Origin of the sequence: Streptomyces thermoviolaceus (assembly GCF_045209695.1) — a bacterium.
In the GTDB taxonomy this organism is placed as follows: domain Bacteria; phylum Actinomycetota; class Actinomycetes; order Streptomycetales; family Streptomycetaceae; genus Streptomyces; species Streptomyces thermoviolaceus.
In genome coordinates, this window is the sequence record NZ_CP109280.1 from 4,098,324 (window position 1) to 4,117,345 (window position 19,022).

Below are 19,022 nucleotides of genomic sequence, written 5' to 3' on the forward strand. Positions count from 1 at the left end.
CTCGTCGAGTGTTCACGATGCGGACGGCACCGATCCTGCCATGCGCTCCTGAGGGGACGGCAGCGCCATGCGCTCCCGAGGGACGGCGGCAGGGAATGACCACGTCCGTGATCGGTGTTGCGGTCATCAAAGACCGCATACCGAGGAGAGCCATGTCCGAGACCGCCTCCGCCACGACGACCGCCTCCGGCAAGACCCCTGTCGACTTCTGGTTCGACCCGCTGTGCCCCTGGGCCTGGATGACCTCCCGGTGGGTGCTGGAGGTGGAGAAGCTGCGGGACATCGAGGTGCACTGGCACATCATGAGCCTGGCGGTGCTCAACGAGGACAAGCTGGACCAGCTGCCCGAGGAGTACCGGGAGATGATGACCACCACGGCCTGGGGTCCGGTCCGGGTGGTGACCGCGGCCTGGCAGAAGCACGGCCACGACGTCCTCGGCCCGCTCTACACCGCGCTCGGCACCCGTTTCCACAACCGGGGCGAGGGCCCGACGCGCGAGGCCATGATCGCCGCCCTGGAGGAGGCCGGCCTGCCCACCGAGCTGGTGGAGTACGCCGACCAGGACGACTTCGAGTTCGAGGCCGAGCTGCGCGCCTCCCACAAGGAGGGCATCGACAAGGTCGGCCAGGAGGTGGGCACCCCGGTGATCGCGCTGCCCGGCCCCGACGGCGAGCAGATCGCCTTCTTCGGCCCGGTCGTCACCCCCGCTCCGAAGGGCGAGCAGGCCGCCAAGCTGTGGGACGGCACCATCGCGGTCGCCTCGATCCCCGGCTTCTACGAGATCAAGCGGACCCGCACCCAGGGCCCCGTCTTCGACGACTGATCCTCCGCACCGGCAGGGGCGCGGCGGCCACCACGCCCCCGGCGGGCCGAGCGTGCCCGCGGGGCGACGTCCCGCGCGGTGCCTGCCCGCCCCGATCGACGAGGAGAGCCCCCGTGGGACGCATCCCCACGGGGGCTCCTTTTCCGCCCGCCGCCGCGAAGAGGTGAGAAGACGATCACGAGGCAGGGCGGTCCCGGGCGCGCCCTCAGGGCGCGAGCAGCAGCACGTCCGTGCGGGACTTGGCGGCGGCGTAGCGCCTGGCCACGTCCTGCCAGTTGACCACCTGCCACATGGCCTCGATGAAGTCGACCTTCTGGTTCTTGTACTGCAGGTAGAAGGCGTGCTCCCAGGCGTCGAAGACCAGGATCGGGGTGGATCCCTGGCCGACGTTGCCCTGGTGGTCGTAGACCTGCTCGACGATCAGCCGGCCGCTCAGCGGCTCGTACGCCAGCACACCCCAGCCCGAGCCCTGCGTGGTGGCCGCAGCCTTGGACAGCTGTGCCTTGAAACGGGCGAAGGACCCGAAGGACTCCTTGATCGCCTCCGCCAGCTCGCCCACGCCGTCGGCCTCCAGCGGCTCGCCGCCGCCCTCCTTCGGGCCGGTCATGTTGTGCCAGTAGATGCTGTGCAGGATGTGCCCCGAGAGGTGGAAGGCCAGGTTCTTCTCAAGGCCGTTGATCGATCCCCACTGCTCCTTCTCGCGCGCCTCGGCCAGCTGTTCGAGCGTGTCGTTGGCGCCCTTCACATAACCCGCGTGGTGCTTGTCGTGGTGCAGCTCGATGATCTCGGGGCTGATCACCGGGGCGAGCGCCGCGTAATCGTAGGGCAGGTCCGGCAGCGTGTAGACGGGCATGGAGTCCCCTCGGCTCTTATTGCAATGAGGTTGCAGCTACAAGCTAGCAGCAGAAGGTTGGAGGTGGGCAAGACGAAGGCCCCCACGGTCACACCGAGGGGGCCTTGTGGCGCGCAGGCGGGCGGGTCAGGTGCGGGTGCGGGCCCGGGTCCGCTGCCAGAGACAGCCGGCCGCCGCCAGGACCAGCGTCATCGCGCCCGTCGAGTACAGCTGCACCCGGGTGTCGGGCTCCTGGGCCATCAGCCAGAAGATCGCCACCATGCCGGCCATGGCCAGACAGGTCAGCCACGGAAAGCCCCACATCCGCACGACCAGCTTCTGTGGCTCCTCACGCTCCAGCCGGGTGCGCAGCATCAGCTGCGAGAGGGCGATGAAGATCCACACGACCAGCACCACCGCGCCGATCATGTTCAGCAGCCACGGGAAGACGTCGTCGGGCCGCCAGTAGCTCAGCAGCACACAGACGAAACCGAAGGCCGACGAGGTCAGCACCGCGGCGCGCGGCACTCCGCCGGCGACCCGCGCCAGCGCCTTGGGGCCCTGGCCGCGCCGCACCAGCGAGTAGGCGATGCGCGAGGAGCCGTAGATGTTGGCGTTCATCGCGCTCAGCAGCGCCACCAGGACCACCACGTTCATCAGCTGCCCGGCGGCGGGGATGCCGAGGTGGTCCAGCGTGGCCACGTACGGGCCCTTGTCGACGACCTCCGGGTCGTCCCACGGCACCAGGGTGACCACGACGGCCATGGAACCGATGTAGAACAGGGCGATGCGCCACATCGCGGTGCGCACCGCGCCCGCCACGCCGCGCACCGGGTCCTCCGACTCGGCCGCCGCGATGGTCACCGTCTCCAGACCTCCGTAGGCGAAGACGGAGGCGAGCAGGCCCACGATCAGGCCGTGCCCGCCGTGCGGCAGGAAGTCGCTCAGATGCGAGGTGCCCGGCGCGTCGGTGCCCGGCAGCACGCCCGCGATCGCCAGCACGCCCAGCACCAGGAACAGCACGATCGCGGCCACCTTCAGGGCCGCGAACCAGAACTCGAACTCGCCGAAGTTCTTCACCGCGGCGAGGTTCGTGCCGCAGAAGAGCACCATGAACAGCGCCACCCACATCCACTGCGGGGTGCCCGGCAGCCAGCCGGTGACGATGGTCGCGGCACCGATGCCCTCCAGGCCCACCGCCGTGCACAGCAGCACCCAGTACGCCCAGCCCACCGTGAACCCGGCCCACGGGCCGAGCGCCCGCTCGGCGTGCGTGGAGAAGGAGCCGGAGGACGGGTAGGCGGCCGACAGCTCGCCCAGCATCCGCATCACCAGCATCACGAGGATGCCGGACAGGGAGTAGGCGACGATGATCGACGGCCCGGCGGCGGCGATGCCGGCGCCGGAACCGACGAACAGACCGGCCCCGATGACGCCCCCGAGGGCGATCATCGACAGATGGCGCTGCTTGAGACCGTGCGACAAGGAGGCGTCGTCCGCCCGCTGCGCGGGCGTCTCGACGGCGATGGTACTGCGTGGCATGGGGCGGCGTGTCCAGGACGGGAACAGGGGCAAAGGTCCCAGTGTGGACAGCCGGCCCGGCCGGACGAGACGGCCGCCCACGATCCGGACATCAGCCGCACACAGGGTGAACAGCAGCCTACGCGGCGACCGGAACCGGGGCGACGGCCGTGTAGTGGGAGGCGTCGCCCTCGATCGCCCGGCTCCGCTCGCCGTCGGCACCCACCGGCACCTCGCCGGCGACGGTCACCCGGTGCAGCCGGCGGGGCAGGTCGTCGTAGCTGTCGATGGCGTAGTGCTGGGTGATCCGGTTGTCGAACAGCACCAGCTCGTTCTCCGACCAGCGGTGGCGCAGCACGTTCTCCGGACGGGTCACGTACGCCTGGAGCAGCTCCAGGATCTTGCGGGACTCGCCGGCCGACAGCCCGACGATCCGCTGCGCGAACCCGCCGATGAACAGCCCGCGCTCCCCGGTGAGGGGGTGGACGCGGACCACCGGGTGGGCGGTGCGGTAGCGGATGGAGGTGAACTGGGCCCGGCGGGCGGCCTCCGCCTCGTCGATCGCCTCGTCCGGCACGGCGTAGTCGTAGTCGTTGGTGTGCTCGGCCCACAGGGTGTCCGCGAGGCGGCGCAGCGGCTCGGGCAGGTCCCGGTAGGCGGCCGCCGCGTTCGCGATCAGGGTCTCGCCGCCGTACGGCGGGATCGTGATGCTGCGCAGGCTGGTGAGCTGCGGCGGGTTCAGCACGAAGGTGACGTCGGTGTGCCAGTGGTTGGAGCGGCCCCGCTCGCTGTCCACGGGCAGCACGTTCGGCGCGCCTTCGACCGCCGGCACGGTCGGGTGGGCGGTGGTCAGCTCCCCGAACCGGCGCAGGAACGCCTCCTGGCCGGCGTCGTCCAGGCCGGTGGCGTCGAACACCAGCGCCTTGTGGACGTTCAGGGCCTCGCGGATCTCGGCCACCTGCTCGTCGTCGAGGGGACCGGTGAGGTCGACGCCGGACACCCGGGCGCCGATGCGGGCGGTGACCTTGGTGATCTTCAGGGACATGGACGGTCCTTTCATGCGGGTTCTCGAAACGGGGATCGGGGACGGCACGGGGACCCGGGCGGGAAGCGCAGGGACCGGGGACGGGACCGGAGGAAGCGAGGACCGGGGGAGCGGGGCGCCGGGTGCGGCGCGCGGTGGCGGGTCAGGCGGCGTCCTCGGTGACGCCGAGGGCGGCCAGCAGGCGTTCCCGGAAGGCGCCCAGCACCGGATCGCGCGGCGAGCGCGGGTGGGGGCGGTCCAGGGTGAGGTCCAGGCCGATACGGCCGGAGTCCAGGACGAGGATCCGGTCGGCGAGCACCAGGGCCTCGTCCACGTCATGGGTGACCAGCAGCACCGACGGCCGGTGCCGCTGCCACAGCGCGCGCAGCAGACCGTGCATACGGATTGTGGTCAGCGCGTCCAGCGCGCCGAACGGCTCGTCGGCCAGCAGCAGTTCCGGCTCGCGCACCAGCGAGCGGGCCAGCGCGGCACGCTGGGCCTCGCCGCCGGACAGCTCGCTCGGCCACGCCTTCTCCCGGCCCGCCAGGCCGACCTCGGCCAGGGCGGCCCGGCCGCGCTCGGCGGCGTCCTTGCCGTCCGTGCCCAGCAGGACGTTGGGCAGCACCCGCCGCCAGGGCAGCAGCCGGGAATCCTGGAAGACCACGGACACCCGCTGCGGGGCGCTGATCTCCCCGCTGCCCTCGACACCGTGGTCGAGGCCGGCGATGGCCCGCAGCAGGGTGCTCTTGCCGGAACCGCTGTGCCCGAGCAGGGCCGTGAACTGGCCGGGCGGCAGGTCCAGGTCGATGCCGTCGAGGACCGTGCGTCCCGCGAAGGAGCGGGTCAGGCCACGGAGCCGGACGGCGGGCCGGGTCAGACGCTCAGTGTGCGGCGCCATGACAGCACCCTCCGTTCGATCAGGCGGACCACGCTGTCGGAGACCAGGCCGAACACGCCGTAGATCAGCAGACCGACCAGGATGATGTCGGTCTGGCCGTAGTTCTGCGCCTGGAACATCAGGTAGCCGAGGCCGCTGGTGGCGTTGATCTGCTCCAGCACCACCAGGCCCAGCCAGGACCCGGTCACGGCGAGCCGCAGCCCGACGAAGAAGCCGGGCAGCGCGCCGGGGATCACCACCTGGCGGATGAACTGCGCCCGGGACAGGCCCTGCACCTCGGCCAGTTCGACGAACCGGGTGTCGATGCCGGACAGCGCGGCATGGGTGTTCAGATAGACCGGGATGTAGACGACGATCGCGATGATGGCGATCTTGAAGGTCTCGCCGACGCCCAGCCACAGGATGAACAGCGGGATCAGACCGAGGGTCGGTACGGCCCGGTTGAGCTGCACCGTCCCGTCGATCAGGGCCTCGCCGATCCGGCTGAGCCCGGAGGCCAGGGCCAGCACCACGCCGGCGGCCAGACCGATGACGAAACCGAGGGCGGCACGCCGCAACGAGGTCGTGATGTCGGAGGGCAGGGTGCCCTCGGTCCACAGCCGTACCGCCGTCCGCGCCACCGTCCAGGGCGCCGGGATCGCGCCCGGGTCGAGCTGCCCGGCGGCGGAACCGACCGCCCACAGCGCCAGGACGACGGCGGGTCCGATCAGCCGGCCCGCGGGCACACGGCGGCCGGGCGTGAGGGAGCGGCGACTCCGCCTCCGACCCGGGCGGGCCTCGGTGCCGGTGCTCGCCGTGGCGCCGTCCGCCGCAGGGGACGCGGAGGTCGAGGGTGCGGTGGTGGTCACGGCCCTCACCTCCGGTACTGCGCCGGCACGGCGTCGGCGGCCAGGGACTCGAAACGCCGGTCGAACAGCGAGTCGACCGTGAACCGCTTGACGAACCCGCCCTCGGCGAGCAGGTCCGCGGTCTCCTGCTCCCACCGGATCGCCTCGTCCCAGCTGGGCGGGAACAGCGGCTTGTTGGCGAGCGCGGTGACCGCCTCGGCCTGGGCGAGGGTCAGGTTCTGCGTCTTGACGTAGAACTCCCGGTTCCACAGGTCCGGGTGCTCCCACTGCCACACCAGACCCTTGGCCCAGTAGGGGATGTACGCGGCGATCGCGGCGGCCTTGGCCCGGTCGGCGAGCACGGAGACCGGTGCCCACAGCAGCTTGAGCAGATCCACGACGTCGGTGCGGATGACGCGGGCGCCTTCAGCGGCGTACTGCCGCAGATACGCCGGCGCCTGCTCGTTGGCGAGCGGGGCCACGTCGACCTGACCGGACTGCAGCGCGGTGAGGAACTGATTGCTGGTCAGCGGAATCAGTTCCACCTCCCGGTGGGCCAGGCCCGCCTTTTTCAGGGCGCGCAGCAGGACGACTCCCTGGGCCTGCCCCTGCGAGAAGGCGAGCCGTTTGCCCTTGAAATCCTCGACCGTGTGGATGTCGCTGCCGGGCCTGGTGGCGAAGAGATAATTCGGTTTACGGGTGATGTCGATCGCCACGATCTTCGCGTCGAAACCCTGGTAGTGCGCCTGGATCGGAGGAATCCCGGCATTGTCCGCCACATCCAGGGACTTGGCGCGGAAGGCATTGATGACATCGGGCCCCGCGCCGATGTTCAGCCAGTGCGAGACGGTGAACGGCAGCTTCGAGAAACCGGCCAGACGGAATTGCAGCTGCTGCACGTTCTGATAGCTGGCGATGTTCAGGCTGGTACCGGGCGGTACCTCGTCCGCCAGCGGCGCGGACAGATCGGCGGGCGAGGCGGAGGCACGGGATCCGGCGCAGCCGCTCAGCCCGGCCGTCGCGGCTGCGGTGCCGAGCAGGGCGGTCAGGAACACCCGCCGGCCGAGGCCGGGTGGAGACGCTGAGGACAGGGACATGGGGGAACTCCGCAGGGTCGGAAAGGGAAGAAAGAACGCGCCGGCGAACACGACCGCGCACGCGACGGCGAACAGGACGGCAGGGGCTGGGGAACAACCTGCCGCTGCTGACGCGCACAGGCGACGGCACGCACCCGGAAAAGGGCGCGGAAGAGTGGGGACAAGCGGCCGGACCACGGACGTCGGAGGCGAGGAAACCGGAGGCAGGGAAACCGGGAGATCGGAAGGAGGAAAGCGTGTTCCCGGGTGCACGGAACAGCCGGAGGAAAAGCGCTCCGGGGCGCGTCAACGGGTCAGCGACACAGGGCGCGACAGCTCGTGAACGGGCTCATGGCAATCATGCTCCCGGGTGCGGACAGCCGCTGTCAACACGCCGAATTTTGTGAGAACACGAACTTCGTGTGACGCCGTTCATGAAGGGTGTGTGACGGCGGGTTTTCAGCGGATCGGGCGGCCGGAAAACGTCCGTCGGACAGTGTGCGAGCCGCCCTCGAACATGGACGTCTGCCTGTTCCAGGTCGGTTGCTCGGACGCCTCGGTGACCTGGAAGTACGGGGAGACGAGCTGCCAGGGCACAATGATTTCCTTGCCGCTCTCGCCTTCCGCGGAGTCCATGCGCAGGGCGCGGTTGTTCCGCGCGGCCCACTGCATCAGGTTCATGTCCTGATCGATGCCGAGTTCGCGCTTGATGAGGCCGGCCTTCGTCTCCTTGGGCACCGCTCCGGAGGAGGCGGCCTCCCCGGTGACGTCCAGAACGCTCAGGTCCTCGACGAGCCGCGCCGCGAGCAGGGTGCGCTCAGGGGCCTTCCTGCTCGACATCACCGTGGCGGACTCGTCCTCGTCCGGGTTCATGAGCCCAGCGAGACCTCGACCTCACTGCCGAAGCAGCAGGCGTGCCAGTCGTCGCCTCCCGGCCCGTTCACATGGTTGGCGACCGTGCCGGGGAAGTCGGCCGCCGTGTCCCGGCCCCCCTTGTACACCTACGTGCCCTTGGCGACCACGCCCCTGGAGACGGTGAGCTGCGGCCCGTCCTCCGCCTCCGCACGCTGCACCGGTGCCCCGGCGGCGGCATCGGCCGGCCCCCGGCCGCTTTCGTGATCGTGACCGGTCCGCTCCGGCGCGGGCCGGGACAGGACGCGCGTCGCGTTCGCCTCGGCCTCCCGCTCGAAGCGGTCCGACGGGTCCGAGACCCTCAGGCCGGCGCCGTTGTCGGTGCCCGCCACCGGGCCCTGGCGCTGCTGGATCACATGGGTCAGCTCGTGCGCGAGGGTGTGGCGGTCGGCGCCGCCCTCACCGATCACGATGTGGTTGCCCGAGGTGTAGGCGCGCGCCCCCAGCTCGGCGGCCGAGGCCTTGGCGGCGGCGTCGTCATGGATGCGGACGTCGGAGAAGTCGGCGCCGAGCCGGGCCTCCATGTCGGCGCGGACGTCCCCGCCGAGCGGCCTGCCGCTGCCGCGCAGCACCTCGTGCACGGCGGAGCGCTGGACGTGCGGCTGCCCGGAGGTCTGGTGGCCGCAGCCGGGGCCGTGCCGATGCTGCTCCTGGGCGTTCCCGGCCTGGCGGAGGGTCTGGACGACGGCGCCGTTGCCCGCCGTGCGCTGCAGCGCGAGGAGGGCCTGGGCCGGCGTGGACTGCTGCCGATGCGCCGACGCGGTGACCGAAGAAGTGCGGGCCGCGATGCTCCTGCTCGCCGTCGTCGGCGTGACCCTCTCCCGGTCGTGCACAGTGTCTCCGTACCTCGTCACTCGTCGGGCGGCCCGGAGGTCCGGACGCGGTGTCGGCCGGCGGGAGCGGACTCCCCGAGCGGTGCGTGCTTCTCAGGGTGACGCGACGGGCGGCGCGGACACCAGGGACGCCGGGGCAGTGACAGGTGCCGAACGGGCAGTGTTTCCCGGCCGCCGCAGGCACCGGCCGCGGCGAGCACGCGGCCCCGGTCACCGCGGCCGCCCGGCCCCGGCACAGCGGATGCCCGGCCTCCGGTCTGTGGCTGCTGTGGCCGCTGTGGCCGTCCCCGCACGGCTGTGGTGACCGTTCTCACGCCGTGCCGGGTGTAGGGCAAGGGCTTTGTGCGGAGCCCACCAGGGTGTGATCGGCCCTTTGTCGAGCGCTGACGGTGAGGGGTGGTGGGGCGCCGGTATAGCGTCACGGTGTTCCCACATGTCCACTTCACCCCCGTGGAGTCCCCATGAGCACCGCTGCTGCCGGCGCCCGGTCCGGCGCCGTTCTCGCTGATCTTCTGCCCGCGTCCCGTGTGCGCGATGCCGCCCTCGTGGTCGGCGGCGCCGTGCTCACCGGCCTGGCGGCCCAGATCGCGGTGCCGGTGCCCCACTCCCCGGTGCCGGTGACCGGGCAGACGTTCGCCGCCCTGCTCGTCGGCACCACGCTCGGTGCCCGCCGCGGCGTGCTGTCGCTGGCGCTGTACGCCCTCGCCGGTCTGGCCGGTGTGCCGTGGTTCGCGGGCGGCGCCTCGGGGCCGGGCCTGGTCACCTTCGGGTACGTCCTCGGCATGCTGCTCGCCGCCGCCGTCGTGGGCGCCCTGGCCCGGCGCGGCGCCGACCGCTCCCCGCTGCGCATGGCGGGCGCGATGATCCTGGGCGAGGCGGTCATCTACGCCGTCGGCGTGCCCTACCTGGCCGTGTCCGCCGGCATGTCCGCCTCCGCCGCGATCGCGGCCGGCCTCGTCCCGTACCTGATCGGCGACGCCCTCAAGGCGGCCCTGGCCATGGGCCTGCTGCCCACCGCCTGGAAGCTCGTCGGCAAGCGCTGACATCACAGCCCCCGCACCGAAGGCCCGCCGGGTACCGCTACGGACCGGCGGGCCTTCGGTCCATGTGCCGCAGATGCGCGGCGCCTGTCTGCCGCGGGCACGCGGTGCCGTGTGTGTGGCTGTGCGGTGCCCGTGCGCCGGGGTGTGCGGTGCCTGTCTGCTGCGGATGCGCGGTGCCCGTGTGGTTCCCGTGCGCCGTAGCTGTGCACTCCTGTGCCGCGGGCGTGCGGCACGTCGGCGCACACCCGGTCGCCTTCCCGTACACGCGCGAGGAGGGAGCCCCGCGGGGCTCCCTCCTCGCGCGTGTGTCCGGTGGTTCGTGTGCCCGGTCCGGTCAGTCGCCGGCCGGGACCTTCTCGCGGTCGGCTGCGGCAGCCGCCGAGCGTCGGCCGGTCAGGTTCTGCTTGATCACGGCGATCACCAGCACGACCACCGCGACGAGCAGCGACAGCAGCACGGTCTCCCGGCCGTCGTGCTGGGTGTCGGTCAGCATGTAGAGGAAGACGCAGAGGATCAGAGCGGCGGCACCCCACGTCAGGTACGGGTACAGCCACATCTTCACGACCAGCTTCTCCGGGGCCTCGCGCTGGATGATCCGCCGCATCCGCAGCTGCGAGAAGCAGATCACCAGCCACACGAACAGGGCGACGGCGCCGGAGGAGTTGACCAGGAAGAGGAAGACGGTGTCCGGGAACTCGTAGTTGAAGAACACCGCGAGGAAGCCAAAGGCGACCGAGACGAGGATCGCGGTCCTCGGCACACCCTGGGCGGTGGTGCGGGCGAACGCCCGCGGTGCGTCCCCGCGCTCACCGAGCGAGAAGGCCATGCGGGAGGCGGTGTACAGGCCGGAGTTCAGACAGGACAGCACCGAGACCAGCACGATGAGGTCCATGATCTGCCCGGCGTGGGGGATGCCCAGGGAGTCCAGCGCCGCGACGTACGAGCCCTTGTCGGTGATCGACTCGTCGTCCCAGGGGATCAGGGAGACCACGACGAAGATCGAGCCGAGGTAGAAGACGGCGATCCGCCAGATGATGCTGTTGGTCGACTTGGTCACCGCGCGCTGCGGGTCCTCGGACTCGCCCGCGGCCAGGGTGGCGATCTCGCTGCCCATGAAGGAGAACACGACGAGCAGCACACCGGTGAGGATGGAACCGGGGCCGTGCGGCAGGAAGCCGCCGTGGCTGGTCAGGTTGGAGAAGGTCGCCTGCTCGGCGTGGACGCCGGGCAGGATGCCCAGGACGGCCAGCAGACCGATGACGATGAACGCGGCGATCGCGACGACCTTGATCCCGGCGAACCAGAACTCGAACTCGCCGTAGGAGCCGACGGAGACCAGGTTGGTGGCGGTCAGCACCACCATCACGATCAGGGCCCAGCCCCACTGGGGGACGGCCGGCACCCAGTTGGCCAGGATCGTCGCGCCCGCGGTGGACTCCACGGCCAGCACGACGACCCAGAAGAACCAGTACAGCCAGCCGATGGTGAAGCCCGCCCAGCTGCCCAGCGCACGGTCGGCGTGCGCGGAGAAGGAGCCGGAGGTCGGGTTCGCGGCGGACATCTCGCCGAGCATGCGCATCACGAGCACGACGAGGGCACCGACGAGTGCATAGGAGATCAGGATGCCGGGGCCGGCGGTGGCGATGCCGGTGCTGGAGCCGACGAACAGGCCGGCGCCGATGACACCGCCGATGGCGATCATCGACAGATGACGGTTCTTGAGTCCGGCCTGGAGCCCGGATCCGTGGGGTGAGGCGGGGCCCGCCTGGCCGCTTCCAGCCTTCGGCAGGGTCGGCTGCGAGGTCATGGACAGATTCCTTTACGCCGGGTGAGCGGTAACCCGTACGAGCGCGCTGCACGAGCTGGTCCAGTGAATCTGAGGCCAACGGATTCGTGAACCTTCGAAACGTAATCGTTACATGAGGTTCTCTTGAGGTTCGTTGTTTTCATCACAATCGCTTGCGTCATGTGATATATGAGCCCACCCTTCGGCGACCGCACCCGGCGTGTCCTCGGCGAACGGGCCGTGCCACACTCGGACCATGCGCGTGTATCTCGGCTCCGACCATGCGGGCTTCGAACTCAAGAACCACCTCGTCGAGTGGCTGAAGGCGGCGGGGCACGAGCCCGTCGACTGCGGGCCGCACATCTACGACGCCCAGGACGACTACCCGCCGTTCTGCCTGCGCGCGGCCGAGCGCACGGCCGGCGACCCCGACTCCCTCGGCATCGTGATCGGCGGCTCCGGCAACGGCGAACAGATCGCGGCCAACAAGGTCAAGGGTGTCCGTGCCGCCCTCGCCTGGAGCGAGGAGACCGCGGCCCTCGGCCGCCAGCACAACAACGCCAACGTCGTCGCGATCGGTGCGCGCATGCACACGGTCGAGGAGGCCACCAAGTTCGTCGAGGTCTTCCTCAACACGCCGTTCTCCGGTGACGAGCGCCACATCCGCCGCATCGACATGCTCTCGCGCTACGAGACGACCGGCGAGCTCCCGCCGATCCCGGCGCACCACCCGCAGCAGTAGGTCACGACAAGGCGAGCGGGGCGCCCACCGGGGCGCCCCTCCACCCGCAACGGGAACTCCGCTCCCCGCACGGCAGGGAACGGGGGCTCGGCCCCGCACGGCCGACAACCGGGGATCGGCCCCGGAGGGCCGACAACCGGGCTCGACCCCGCACGGACGGCATCGGGGGATCGGCCCCGCACGGCCGACAAGTCGGGGATCGGCCCCGGACGGCAGGAACGGCAGGAAAGGACACCGCACGTGCCGGAAGGGCACACGATCCACCGCCTGGCTAAGGACTACGCGGCCCGCTTCGCCGGCCGGCCCGTGACCGTCACCAGCCCCCAGGGCAAGTTCTCCGACGCGGCCGACCTGCTCACCGGGGCGGTGCTGACCGGCACCGACGCCCACGGCAAGCATCTGTTCCTGCACTTCAGGGACAGCGACTGGGTCCACATCCACCTCGGCCTGTTCGGCAAGGTCACCTTCGGCGACGCCCCCGCGCCGCCGCCCACCGACACCGTCCGGCTCCGCCTGGCCTGCCCCACCGGCTACGTCGACCTGCGCGGCCCCACCACCTGCGCCCTGATCACCGACGCCGAGAAGCAGGCGATACACGACCGCCTCGGCCCCGACCCGCTCCGCGCCGACGCCGACCCGGCCGCCGCCTGGGCCCGCATCCGCCGCAGCCGCACCGCCATCGCGGCCCTGCTGATGGACCAGAAGGTCATCGCAGGCGTCGGCAACGTCTACCGCGCCGAGGTCCTCTTCCGGCACGGCATCGACCCCTACCGCGCCGGCAAGGACCTCACCCCCGCCGAATGGGACGCGATCTGGGCCGACCTCGTGGTGCTCATGCGCGAGGGCGTCCGCGCCAACCGCATCGACACCGTCCGCCCCGAACACACCCCCGAGGCGATGGGCCGCCCGCCCCGCGTCGACGACCACGGCGGCGAGGTGTACGTCTACCGCCGGGCCCAGCAGCCCTGCCACGTCTGCGGCACCGAGATCCGCACGGCCGGCCTGGCCGCCCGCAACCTCTTCTGGTGCCCCACCTGCCAGCAGCGCTGAGACCGCTGCCGCCGCGGCGGCCCGTGCCCGGCCTCGCAGCCCGTTGCCCCGTCGGCACCGCTCGCGGGCAGGCGCGCGCCGATGCGCGGCGCGCCGTCGGATCACGCCACCGTACCCGGCTCCGCACTGTCCGGCCGGAATCACCGCATACACACCGATCGCGAACTCCCCACCGAGCAGCACCGCACCTGTCGTCGCACGTCGCCCACCCTGTCGGCGACGGATCGTGCGCAACGGGACGAAGTGGAACGAGGTGGGAGATATCCCGGACGCCGCTCGATGCGTCGTCGTCCGGATTCATGTCAAGTCCAGCCTCGGACGGGGGATAAGTCGGACCTCCCGTGCCAAGCGGCGGCTTTGCTGGATAGGGTCCCGAACTGATGGCAGCAGGACGAGGGCCGCGCACGGCGGCCGAGACGTTCCCGGCCCGGGTCAAGATGCGATGGCACCGGGCCCGCGTCAGCCTGCGCCGGGCCGCCGTCGACTACTTCCGCGGCGACGGCTCGGACTGGATCGCCTTCGGCGGACTGCTGCTGACCATCCCGCTGCTGGCGACCCTGACCCTCGTCGACTCCGTGTGGTTCTCGCCGGTCACGCTGGTGCTGCCCATCGTCGTGGGCGGCCTGCTGCTGCGCCCCGCGAGCCTGCTCGGCCTGTACGCGGCCGCGGCCGCCGCGCTGATCGTGGAGTCGATCCGGCTCGGCCCGTACACCGAGGGTCCCTCCCGGGTGACGCCCGGCGTGGTCCTGTCCGTCGCCGCCTGCGGGTTCATCGGACTGCTGATCGCCCAGTTCCGCAGCCGGGTCGGCGTGCCCTGGCGGCGCGGCGGCACCATGCTGTTCGACCTGCGCGAACGCATCCGCGTGCAGAGCAAGCTGCCCGTGCTGCCGGCCGGCTGGCACCACGAGATGGCGCTGCGCCCCGCCGGAGGCCAGTCCTTCTCCGGCGACTTCGTCGTCGCGGCCCGCACCAACGGCGGCCGCACCCTGGAGGTCGTCCTCACCGACGTCTCCGGCAAGGGCATGGACGCCGGCTCGCGCGCCCTGCTGCTGTCCGGCGCCTTCGGCGGACTGCTGGGCAGTCTGCCCCCGCACGCCTTCCTGCCCGCGGCCAACGGCTATCTGCTCCGCCAGGACTGGCAGGAGGGCTTCGCCACCTCCATCCACCTCGTCCTCGACCTGGACTCCGGCGACTACGAGCTGTACTCGGCGGGCCATCCGCCGGGGCTCCAGCTCAGCGCCGGCACCGGCCGCTGGGAGGAGAAGGCCGCCGAAGGCCCTCTCCTCGGCGTGTACGACGGGGCGCAGTTCGACCCCGTCAAGGGCTCGCTGCGCCCCGGCGACGTGCTGATGCTCTTCACCGACGGTCTGGTCGAGACGGCCGACCGGGACATCGCCGAGGGCATCGACCGCCTCACCGGCGAGGCCGACCGGTACGTCGCCGGCGGCTTCCACGGCGCCGCCTGGCATCTCATCGAGGCCGTGGCCAAGGACGTCAACGACGACCGGGCACTGCTGCTGATCTGCCGTGACAGCACGGCGACGGCATCGAGGTGACGGTCCGGCACGACAGAAGGACTACCTGGCCGGTGGGGGCCATTTGTGATGCACCTGTGGACATCGTGGCCCCGATCACCCACAGTGTCTTCGGTCCTGATAGCAATGTTTCGGCCATGCCGTGGTCGCGCGCATGTGCGGCCCGCGGTTCAGATGATGTTGAAGGGGGAGGCGAGTTCGGCGTGAAGTTCGACATGGGCGCGCAGACGCTGTCGACGCTGATGAAGGATTCGCGGGGGTCGAGCGACGATCTGGGCGGGTTGATCCGTCAGCTGGTGCAGGCCGCGCAGCCGTTGGAGGGGAAGTTCAACGGTGCGGGCCGGCAGGCGTTCGACCAGTTCAAGACGCATGCGGATCAGATCACGCAGGAGCTGAATTCGTCGCTGGCGGCGATCCTGGGTGGTCAGTCGGGCATGGAGACGGCGTTCTCGTCGGGTGACCAGGAGCAGGGCGAGAACGCGCGGCAGCAGATGAGTGCGGCGAACTTCGACGCCGCGCGGTTCCGCTGAGCCGGCCCACCGGCCGCCGCTGCGGCCCGGATTCTGTTGTTCGATGGTCCTTCAGGTTGTGTGACGGGGAGTGTGTGTGATGGCGGGTGCCGGCAAGGATCGTCGGTCGTACGACACGACGGCTTCGGCGGATGTGCAGGGCGCGCTGCAGTCGGTGATCGGCCGGCTGGAGCAGGTGATCGGTGAGCGCGACCGTCAGGTGAAGGCGGCCATGGCCGACTTCATGGCGGACGGCGTGGCGGACGAGTACCACGGCAAGGAGCAGCGGTGGAACCGTGCCTCGCAGGAGGTGCGGAACATCATCCAGCTGGTGAAGACGACGCTGGAGAAGAACGACGCCACCGCGCAGTCGACGCTGGCGAGGGCGAAGGCCGCGGTCGACAACATCGGCTGAGGTTTGTGTCGACGACGGATCGGTGACCGGACGGCGGCCGGCTTCGGCCGGGCCGGCGTTCGGTCACCGTCCGGTGTTCGGATTTCCGCGGGGCGGCCGGGTGGCCGGCCGTCGGTGGCCCGACGGCCGAGCGGCCGGTGGGGCCGGGGTGCGGTTCTTTCACGGATTTCGGGGGTTTGTGGGTGTCTGGCTGGGATCTGCAGCCGCAGGGTATTTCGCAGGTGTTGAAGACGACGGGTGAGGCGGCGTCGCATCTGGAGAAGTATGCGAAGTCGTACGGGGAGCATTTGACGTCGGCGGCGACGCATGCGGGGACGATCTCGGCGGATGCTCCTGCCAAGGGGGGTGAGCAGGCGCAGGGGGGTCTGGTGGCGCTTGCGTTGTCGCAGTATGCGGAGCGTGCGGCGAAGGATCTGCAGTGGATCGCGGCGCGTGCGGGCAAGTCGTTGCAGGGTGTGGTGGATGCGACGACGGCGTATCTGCGGGGGGATGAGCAGATGGCGGCGGAGGCGCAGCACAAGGCGTTGGGTGCGCCGAAGGTGGACATGCCCGGTGGTGGCGGGAAGGCGGCGAAGGCGTGATCAAGCCGGAGGAGATCCCGCAGTTCACGGGGGATCTGGATGCGCTGGAGCGGGATTGTGCGGCGCTGACGAAGGATGCGGGTCATATCCGGGGGACGGGGTCGGACGTCCACAGCCGGTTCCAGGGGTTGTCGGCGTATTACAAGGCGCCTGAGGCGGAGCAGTTGTTCGCGACGACGGTGCCGGTGAAGGACCGGGCGGGGGCGTTCGCGGACGATCTGCAGAAGGTGTCGGGCGCGCTGTCGGGGTATGCGACCGAGGTGCGTCCTTTGGTGAAGAAGCTGGAGGACCTCAAGCGGGAGGCGGTCGCGTTCGTCGATTCGGTCAAGGACGACGACGAGTGGGAGTACGACGGGGACAAGGTCGACGAGCACAACCGGATCCGGGACGAGATCACGCAGACGGTGGCGGCGTTCTGGGCGGCGGAGCGCACCTGCCACAACAAGATCACCGCGCTGTGGCACGGCACCCAGATGGTCGCGGGCGATGGTTCGGAGAAGAAGAACCAGTACGGGTTCAACGCCGAGGACCTGAAGAACGCGAAGGTTCCCTGGGGTGAGCCGGTCGAGGAGAAGCATCACGCGTGGGAGATCGGTCACTGGGTCAAGTCGTTCGTGTGGGACGGTCTGATCGTCGACGGTGTGTGGGGGACGATCAAGGGTCTGGGCACGCTGGTCGGGTTCGGTGGCTGGGAGGCGATGGGGCAGGCGTGGAAGGGTCTGGCCCAGCTCGCCACCGGTATCGCCCTGACCGCGGTCCCCGGAGTGGGCGCGGCGTTCTGGACCCTGCCGGACGACAAGCTGCCCTCGTGGATCCGTGACTCGCGCACCGCGATGAAGGAGACCGGCAAGGCGCTGGTCGCCTGGGACGAGTGGGGCAAGAACCCCGCCCGTGCCGCCGGAGCGGTCACCTTCAACGTGCTGACCACCGTGTTCACCGGTGGCGCGGGTGGTGCGGCCGCGGGTGCGGGCAAGGCCGGCGCGGCCGCCCGGGCGATCTCGCTCGCGGGCAAGGCGGGCCACTTCATCGACCCGATGACCTACATCGCCAAGGGCGCGGGCGCGGGACTGTCGAAGATCGGCGACATCACCAAGGGGCTCAGGGGCGTCGGCAACATCGACATCCCCACCCTCCCGGACAACGCGGTGCACCTGCCGCAGAACACCATTCCGCTGCCCAACGGCCACTTCGTCGACCCGCAGGGCAACTTCGTGACGCCGAACGGCACCGTCGAGACCACTCCGGTGCTGCACCAGCCGGCGGCCCCGCAGCTGCCGGAAGGCTGGACGATCCAGGGCCAGCAGGCGGCCTACGCGAGCTTCCCCAGCGGTGCCGGCAACGGTGTCCACGGTGGCATCCCGCACACCGTCGACAGCGGCGCCTCCTACGGGATGCCCACCACGAGCCACGGCATCCAGGGCGGCATCCCGCACAACCCGACGGGTCCCGTCCACGCCGGCCCCACCCACGTGGCGGCGGACGGCATGTACGGCGGCACGTCGCACGGCACGTACGGCGGCACGTCGTACGGCCCCGGCAACTCCTACCCGCCGGCCGCCCACTACGACACGACGCCTCCGGCGTCGTACCAGCACACGCCGGCGGGCACTCCGACGCACGACGTCCAGTCGGGCCCCTGGTACAACCCGCACGACACGACGGTCCCCGGCCCGCACGGAGGCGCCCACGACTTCCCGGGCAGCAGTGCCGGCCACGAGACACCCACGGGCCACGGAGACGGCTCCCACGGGCCCGGGCACGACGGTCACCACGCGGGCCACGACAGCACCGGCCACGCCGACCAGCACCCGAACGGCCACGCGGGCGACGACCTCCACGTGGACGACACCGCGGACTTCGGCGACACCGTCGTGGACGCGACTGCCCACCACGGCGTCGACACGCCGACGGTGCCGGGCCACGAGGGCACGGACGTGCCGGTGCCCGGCTCCGAGGCGCCGTTCGAGTACAAGCCGCACATGTCGCAGGAGCAGTTCGACGCACTCTCCGTCGAAGAGCAGCACGCTGTGGCAACGGCTGAGCTGGCGCATGGAACGAACCCCGTGCCCAGCTCCAGCAACAAGGCGGGGCTCGATTACGGCAACGCGGTGTGGAAGGACTTCATAGACAGCCTGCCCGCTGAGAAGAAGGCCGGTCTTGTCACTTACACCGGAGCCGCCTACGACCCGATCAACAACCATCTCCGCTATGGCACAGAGGCGCCGCAGCACATCCTGGACACCATCAAGAGCATGGACGAGGTGATGGATTCCTATCCCGTGCCCGAGGACATCATGGTGGTGCGCGGTACGGGTATCGATCACCTCAAACTCGAGTCGCCGCTTGAGATGCAGGGTGGCGTCTTCGATGACCTGGCGTACACCTCTACAGCGATCGGGAAGACGCCGCCGGAGCCTTTCAACCACAAGCCGGTATGGCTGCACCTGCGAGTGCCGAAGGGAACGCCCGCCCTCTGGTTGGAGCCCCTCACTCAGGTGAAGGGTGAACGGGAATTGCTCCTGGCTCGTGGCTCCGCGTACAAGGTGACTCGCGTTTTCGCGGACGAATCGGGCAAGTGGCACGTGTACGGGGAGATCCTGCCCAGGTCGTAAGC

Annotated in this window: 18 protein-coding genes and 1 pseudogene; 9 read left to right on the forward strand and 10 right to left on the reverse strand. The window is 70.5% G+C overall.

Features of this window, described 5'->3' with window-relative positions:
* Nucleotides 1–152: 152 nt before the first annotated feature.
* The gene (locus OG899_RS17920) at nt 153–824 is read left to right on the forward strand and encodes a DsbA family protein (protein ID WP_125499351.1); all 672 of its coding nucleotides are present in this window, start codon (nt 153–155) and stop codon (nt 822–824) included.
* 205 nt (nt 825–1,029) lie between these two features.
* On the opposite strand, the gene OG899_RS17925 is transcribed toward OG899_RS17920, so the two are convergent.
* From OG899_RS17925 to OG899_RS17965, 9 genes and pseudogenes are all read right to left on the reverse strand, one after another.
* Nucleotides 1,030–1,677, reverse strand: a complete 648-nt coding sequence (locus OG899_RS17925; protein ID WP_125499350.1) for a superoxide dismutase — start codon at nt 1,675–1,677, stop codon at nt 1,030–1,032.
* A gap of 126 nt (nt 1,678–1,803) precedes the next feature.
* A complete protein-coding gene (locus tag OG899_RS17930; protein WP_168132164.1) occupies nt 1,804–3,198 on the reverse strand; it encodes an amino acid permease in 1,395 nt (464 codons plus the stop codon).
* A gap of 118 nt (nt 3,199–3,316) precedes the next feature.
* Nucleotides 3,317–4,222, reverse strand: coding sequence for a TauD/TfdA dioxygenase family protein (locus OG899_RS17935; protein ID WP_406311087.1), 906 nt, complete (start codon nt 4,220–4,222; stop codon nt 3,317–3,319).
* Between the two features lie 142 nt (nt 4,223–4,364).
* Nucleotides 4,365–5,099 (reverse strand): ABC transporter ATP-binding protein, encoded by a 735-nt coding sequence (locus tag OG899_RS17940; protein WP_125499347.1) that lies wholly within the window; start codon nt 5,097–5,099, stop codon nt 4,365–4,367.
* Nucleotides 5,075–5,947: an ABC transporter permease gene (locus OG899_RS17945; RefSeq protein ID WP_373296713.1), complete on the reverse strand. Its 873-nt coding sequence runs from the start codon at nt 5,945–5,947 to the stop codon at nt 5,075–5,077. Before OG899_RS17945 ends, OG899_RS17940 begins: the two co-directional genes overlap by 25 nt.
* Nucleotides 5,948–5,952: 5 nt before the next feature.
* Nucleotides 5,953–7,023 (reverse strand): ABC transporter substrate-binding protein, encoded by a 1,071-nt coding sequence (locus OG899_RS17950; RefSeq protein WP_125499345.1) that lies wholly within the window; start codon nt 7,021–7,023, stop codon nt 5,953–5,955.
* Nucleotides 7,024–7,461: 438 nt separating this feature from the next.
* Nucleotides 7,462–7,875, reverse strand: coding sequence for a hypothetical protein (locus OG899_RS17955; RefSeq protein ID WP_125499344.1), 414 nt, complete (start codon nt 7,873–7,875; stop codon nt 7,462–7,464).
* Nucleotides 7,872–8,003 carry a hypothetical protein gene (locus OG899_RS17960; RefSeq protein WP_285876749.1) on the reverse strand — a complete coding sequence of 44 codons (132 nt, stop codon included), beginning with the start codon at nt 8,001–8,003 and terminating at the stop codon, nt 7,872–7,874. The genes OG899_RS17955 and OG899_RS17960 overlap by 4 nt, the downstream gene beginning before the upstream one ends.
* 63 nt (nt 8,004–8,066) lie before the next feature.
* Nucleotides 8,067–8,747, reverse strand: a pseudogene (locus OG899_RS17965) (DUF4157 domain-containing protein); the annotation flags it as partial.
* 461 nt (nt 8,748–9,208) lie between these two features.
* Here OG899_RS17965 and OG899_RS17970 point away from each other — a divergent pair.
* On the forward strand, nt 9,209–9,790 hold the full coding sequence (locus OG899_RS17970; protein ID WP_125499343.1) for a biotin transporter BioY: 582 nt from the start codon (nt 9,209–9,211) through the stop codon (nt 9,788–9,790).
* A 334-nt stretch (nt 9,791–10,124) separates the two neighbouring features.
* Here OG899_RS17970 and OG899_RS17975 read toward each other — a convergent pair whose 3' ends face one another.
* Entirely contained in the window at nt 10,125–11,597 is a 1,473-nt protein-coding gene (locus tag OG899_RS17975; protein WP_125499342.1) for an amino acid permease, read from the reverse strand.
* Between the two features lie 235 nt (nt 11,598–11,832).
* On the opposite strand from OG899_RS17975, the gene OG899_RS17980 reads away from it, so the two are divergent.
* The 7 genes from OG899_RS17980 to OG899_RS18010 all read left to right on the forward strand — a co-directional run bounded on the left by OG899_RS17980 (nt 11,833) and on the right by OG899_RS18010 (nt 19,020).
* Nucleotides 11,833–12,318 (forward strand): ribose-5-phosphate isomerase, encoded by a 486-nt coding sequence (locus OG899_RS17980; protein WP_125499341.1) that lies wholly within the window; start codon nt 11,833–11,835, stop codon nt 12,316–12,318.
* Nucleotides 12,319–12,558: 240 nt separating this feature from the next.
* On the forward strand, nt 12,559–13,368 hold the full coding sequence (locus tag OG899_RS17985; RefSeq protein ID WP_125499340.1) for an Fpg/Nei family DNA glycosylase: 810 nt from the start codon (nt 12,559–12,561) through the stop codon (nt 13,366–13,368).
* Nucleotides 13,369–13,748: 380 nt separating this feature from the next.
* On the forward strand, nt 13,749–14,924 hold the full coding sequence (locus tag OG899_RS17990) for a PP2C family protein-serine/threonine phosphatase (protein ID WP_125499339.1): 1,176 nt from the start codon (nt 13,749–13,751) through the stop codon (nt 14,922–14,924).
* Nucleotides 14,925–15,106: 182 nt separating this feature from the next.
* A complete protein-coding gene (locus OG899_RS17995) occupies nt 15,107–15,433 on the forward strand; it encodes a hypothetical protein (protein ID WP_406311194.1) in 327 nt (108 codons plus the stop codon).
* 79 nt (nt 15,434–15,512) lie between these two features.
* Nucleotides 15,513–15,827, forward strand: coding sequence for a pore-forming ESAT-6 family protein (locus OG899_RS18000; protein ID WP_125500542.1), 315 nt, complete (start codon nt 15,513–15,515; stop codon nt 15,825–15,827).
* Between the two features lie 182 nt (nt 15,828–16,009).
* Nucleotides 16,010–16,408 (forward strand): DUF6507 family protein, encoded by a 399-nt coding sequence (locus OG899_RS18005; RefSeq protein WP_125500861.1) that lies wholly within the window; start codon nt 16,010–16,012, stop codon nt 16,406–16,408.
* Nucleotides 16,405–19,020: an ADP-ribosyltransferase gene (locus OG899_RS18010; RefSeq protein WP_406311088.1), complete on the forward strand. Its 2,616-nt coding sequence runs from the start codon at nt 16,405–16,407 to the stop codon at nt 19,018–19,020. Before OG899_RS18005 ends, OG899_RS18010 begins: the two co-directional genes overlap by 4 nt.
* The last annotated feature ends 2 nt before the right edge of the window (nt 19,021–19,022 follow it).

Coding starts and splice junctions, on each gene's coding strand:
- OG899_RS17975 (WP_125499342.1), bottom strand. CDS start 11,597: ATGACCTCGCAGCCGACCCTGCCGAAGGCTGGAAGCGGCCAGGCGGGC.
- OG899_RS17935 (WP_406311087.1), bottom strand. CDS start 4,222: ATGTCCCTGAAGATCACCAAGGTCACCGCCCGCATCGGCGCCCGGGTG.
- OG899_RS17920 (WP_125499351.1), top strand. CDS start 153: ATGTCCGAGACCGCCTCCGCCACGACGACCGCCTCCGGCAAGACCCCT.
- OG899_RS17990 (WP_125499339.1), top strand. CDS start 13,749: ATGGCAGCAGGACGAGGGCCGCGCACGGCGGCCGAGACGTTCCCGGCC.
- OG899_RS17930 (WP_168132164.1), bottom strand. CDS start 3,198: ATGCCACGCAGTACCATCGCCGTCGAGACGCCCGCGCAGCGGGCGGAC.
- OG899_RS17970 (WP_125499343.1), top strand. CDS start 9,209: ATGAGCACCGCTGCTGCCGGCGCCCGGTCCGGCGCCGTTCTCGCTGAT.
- OG899_RS17950 (WP_125499345.1), bottom strand. CDS start 7,023: ATGTCCCTGTCCTCAGCGTCTCCACCCGGCCTCGGCCGGCGGGTGTTC.
- OG899_RS18000 (WP_125500542.1), top strand. CDS start 15,513: ATGGCGGGTGCCGGCAAGGATCGTCGGTCGTACGACACGACGGCTTCG.
- OG899_RS17925 (WP_125499350.1), bottom strand. CDS start 1,677: ATGCCCGTCTACACGCTGCCGGACCTGCCCTACGATTACGCGGCGCTC.
- OG899_RS17940 (WP_125499347.1), bottom strand. CDS start 5,099: ATGGCGCCGCACACTGAGCGTCTGACCCGGCCCGCCGTCCGGCTCCGT.
- OG899_RS17955 (WP_125499344.1), bottom strand. CDS start 7,875: ATGAACCCGGACGAGGACGAGTCCGCCACGGTGATGTCGAGCAGGAAG.
- OG899_RS17980 (WP_125499341.1), top strand. CDS start 11,833: ATGCGCGTGTATCTCGGCTCCGACCATGCGGGCTTCGAACTCAAGAAC.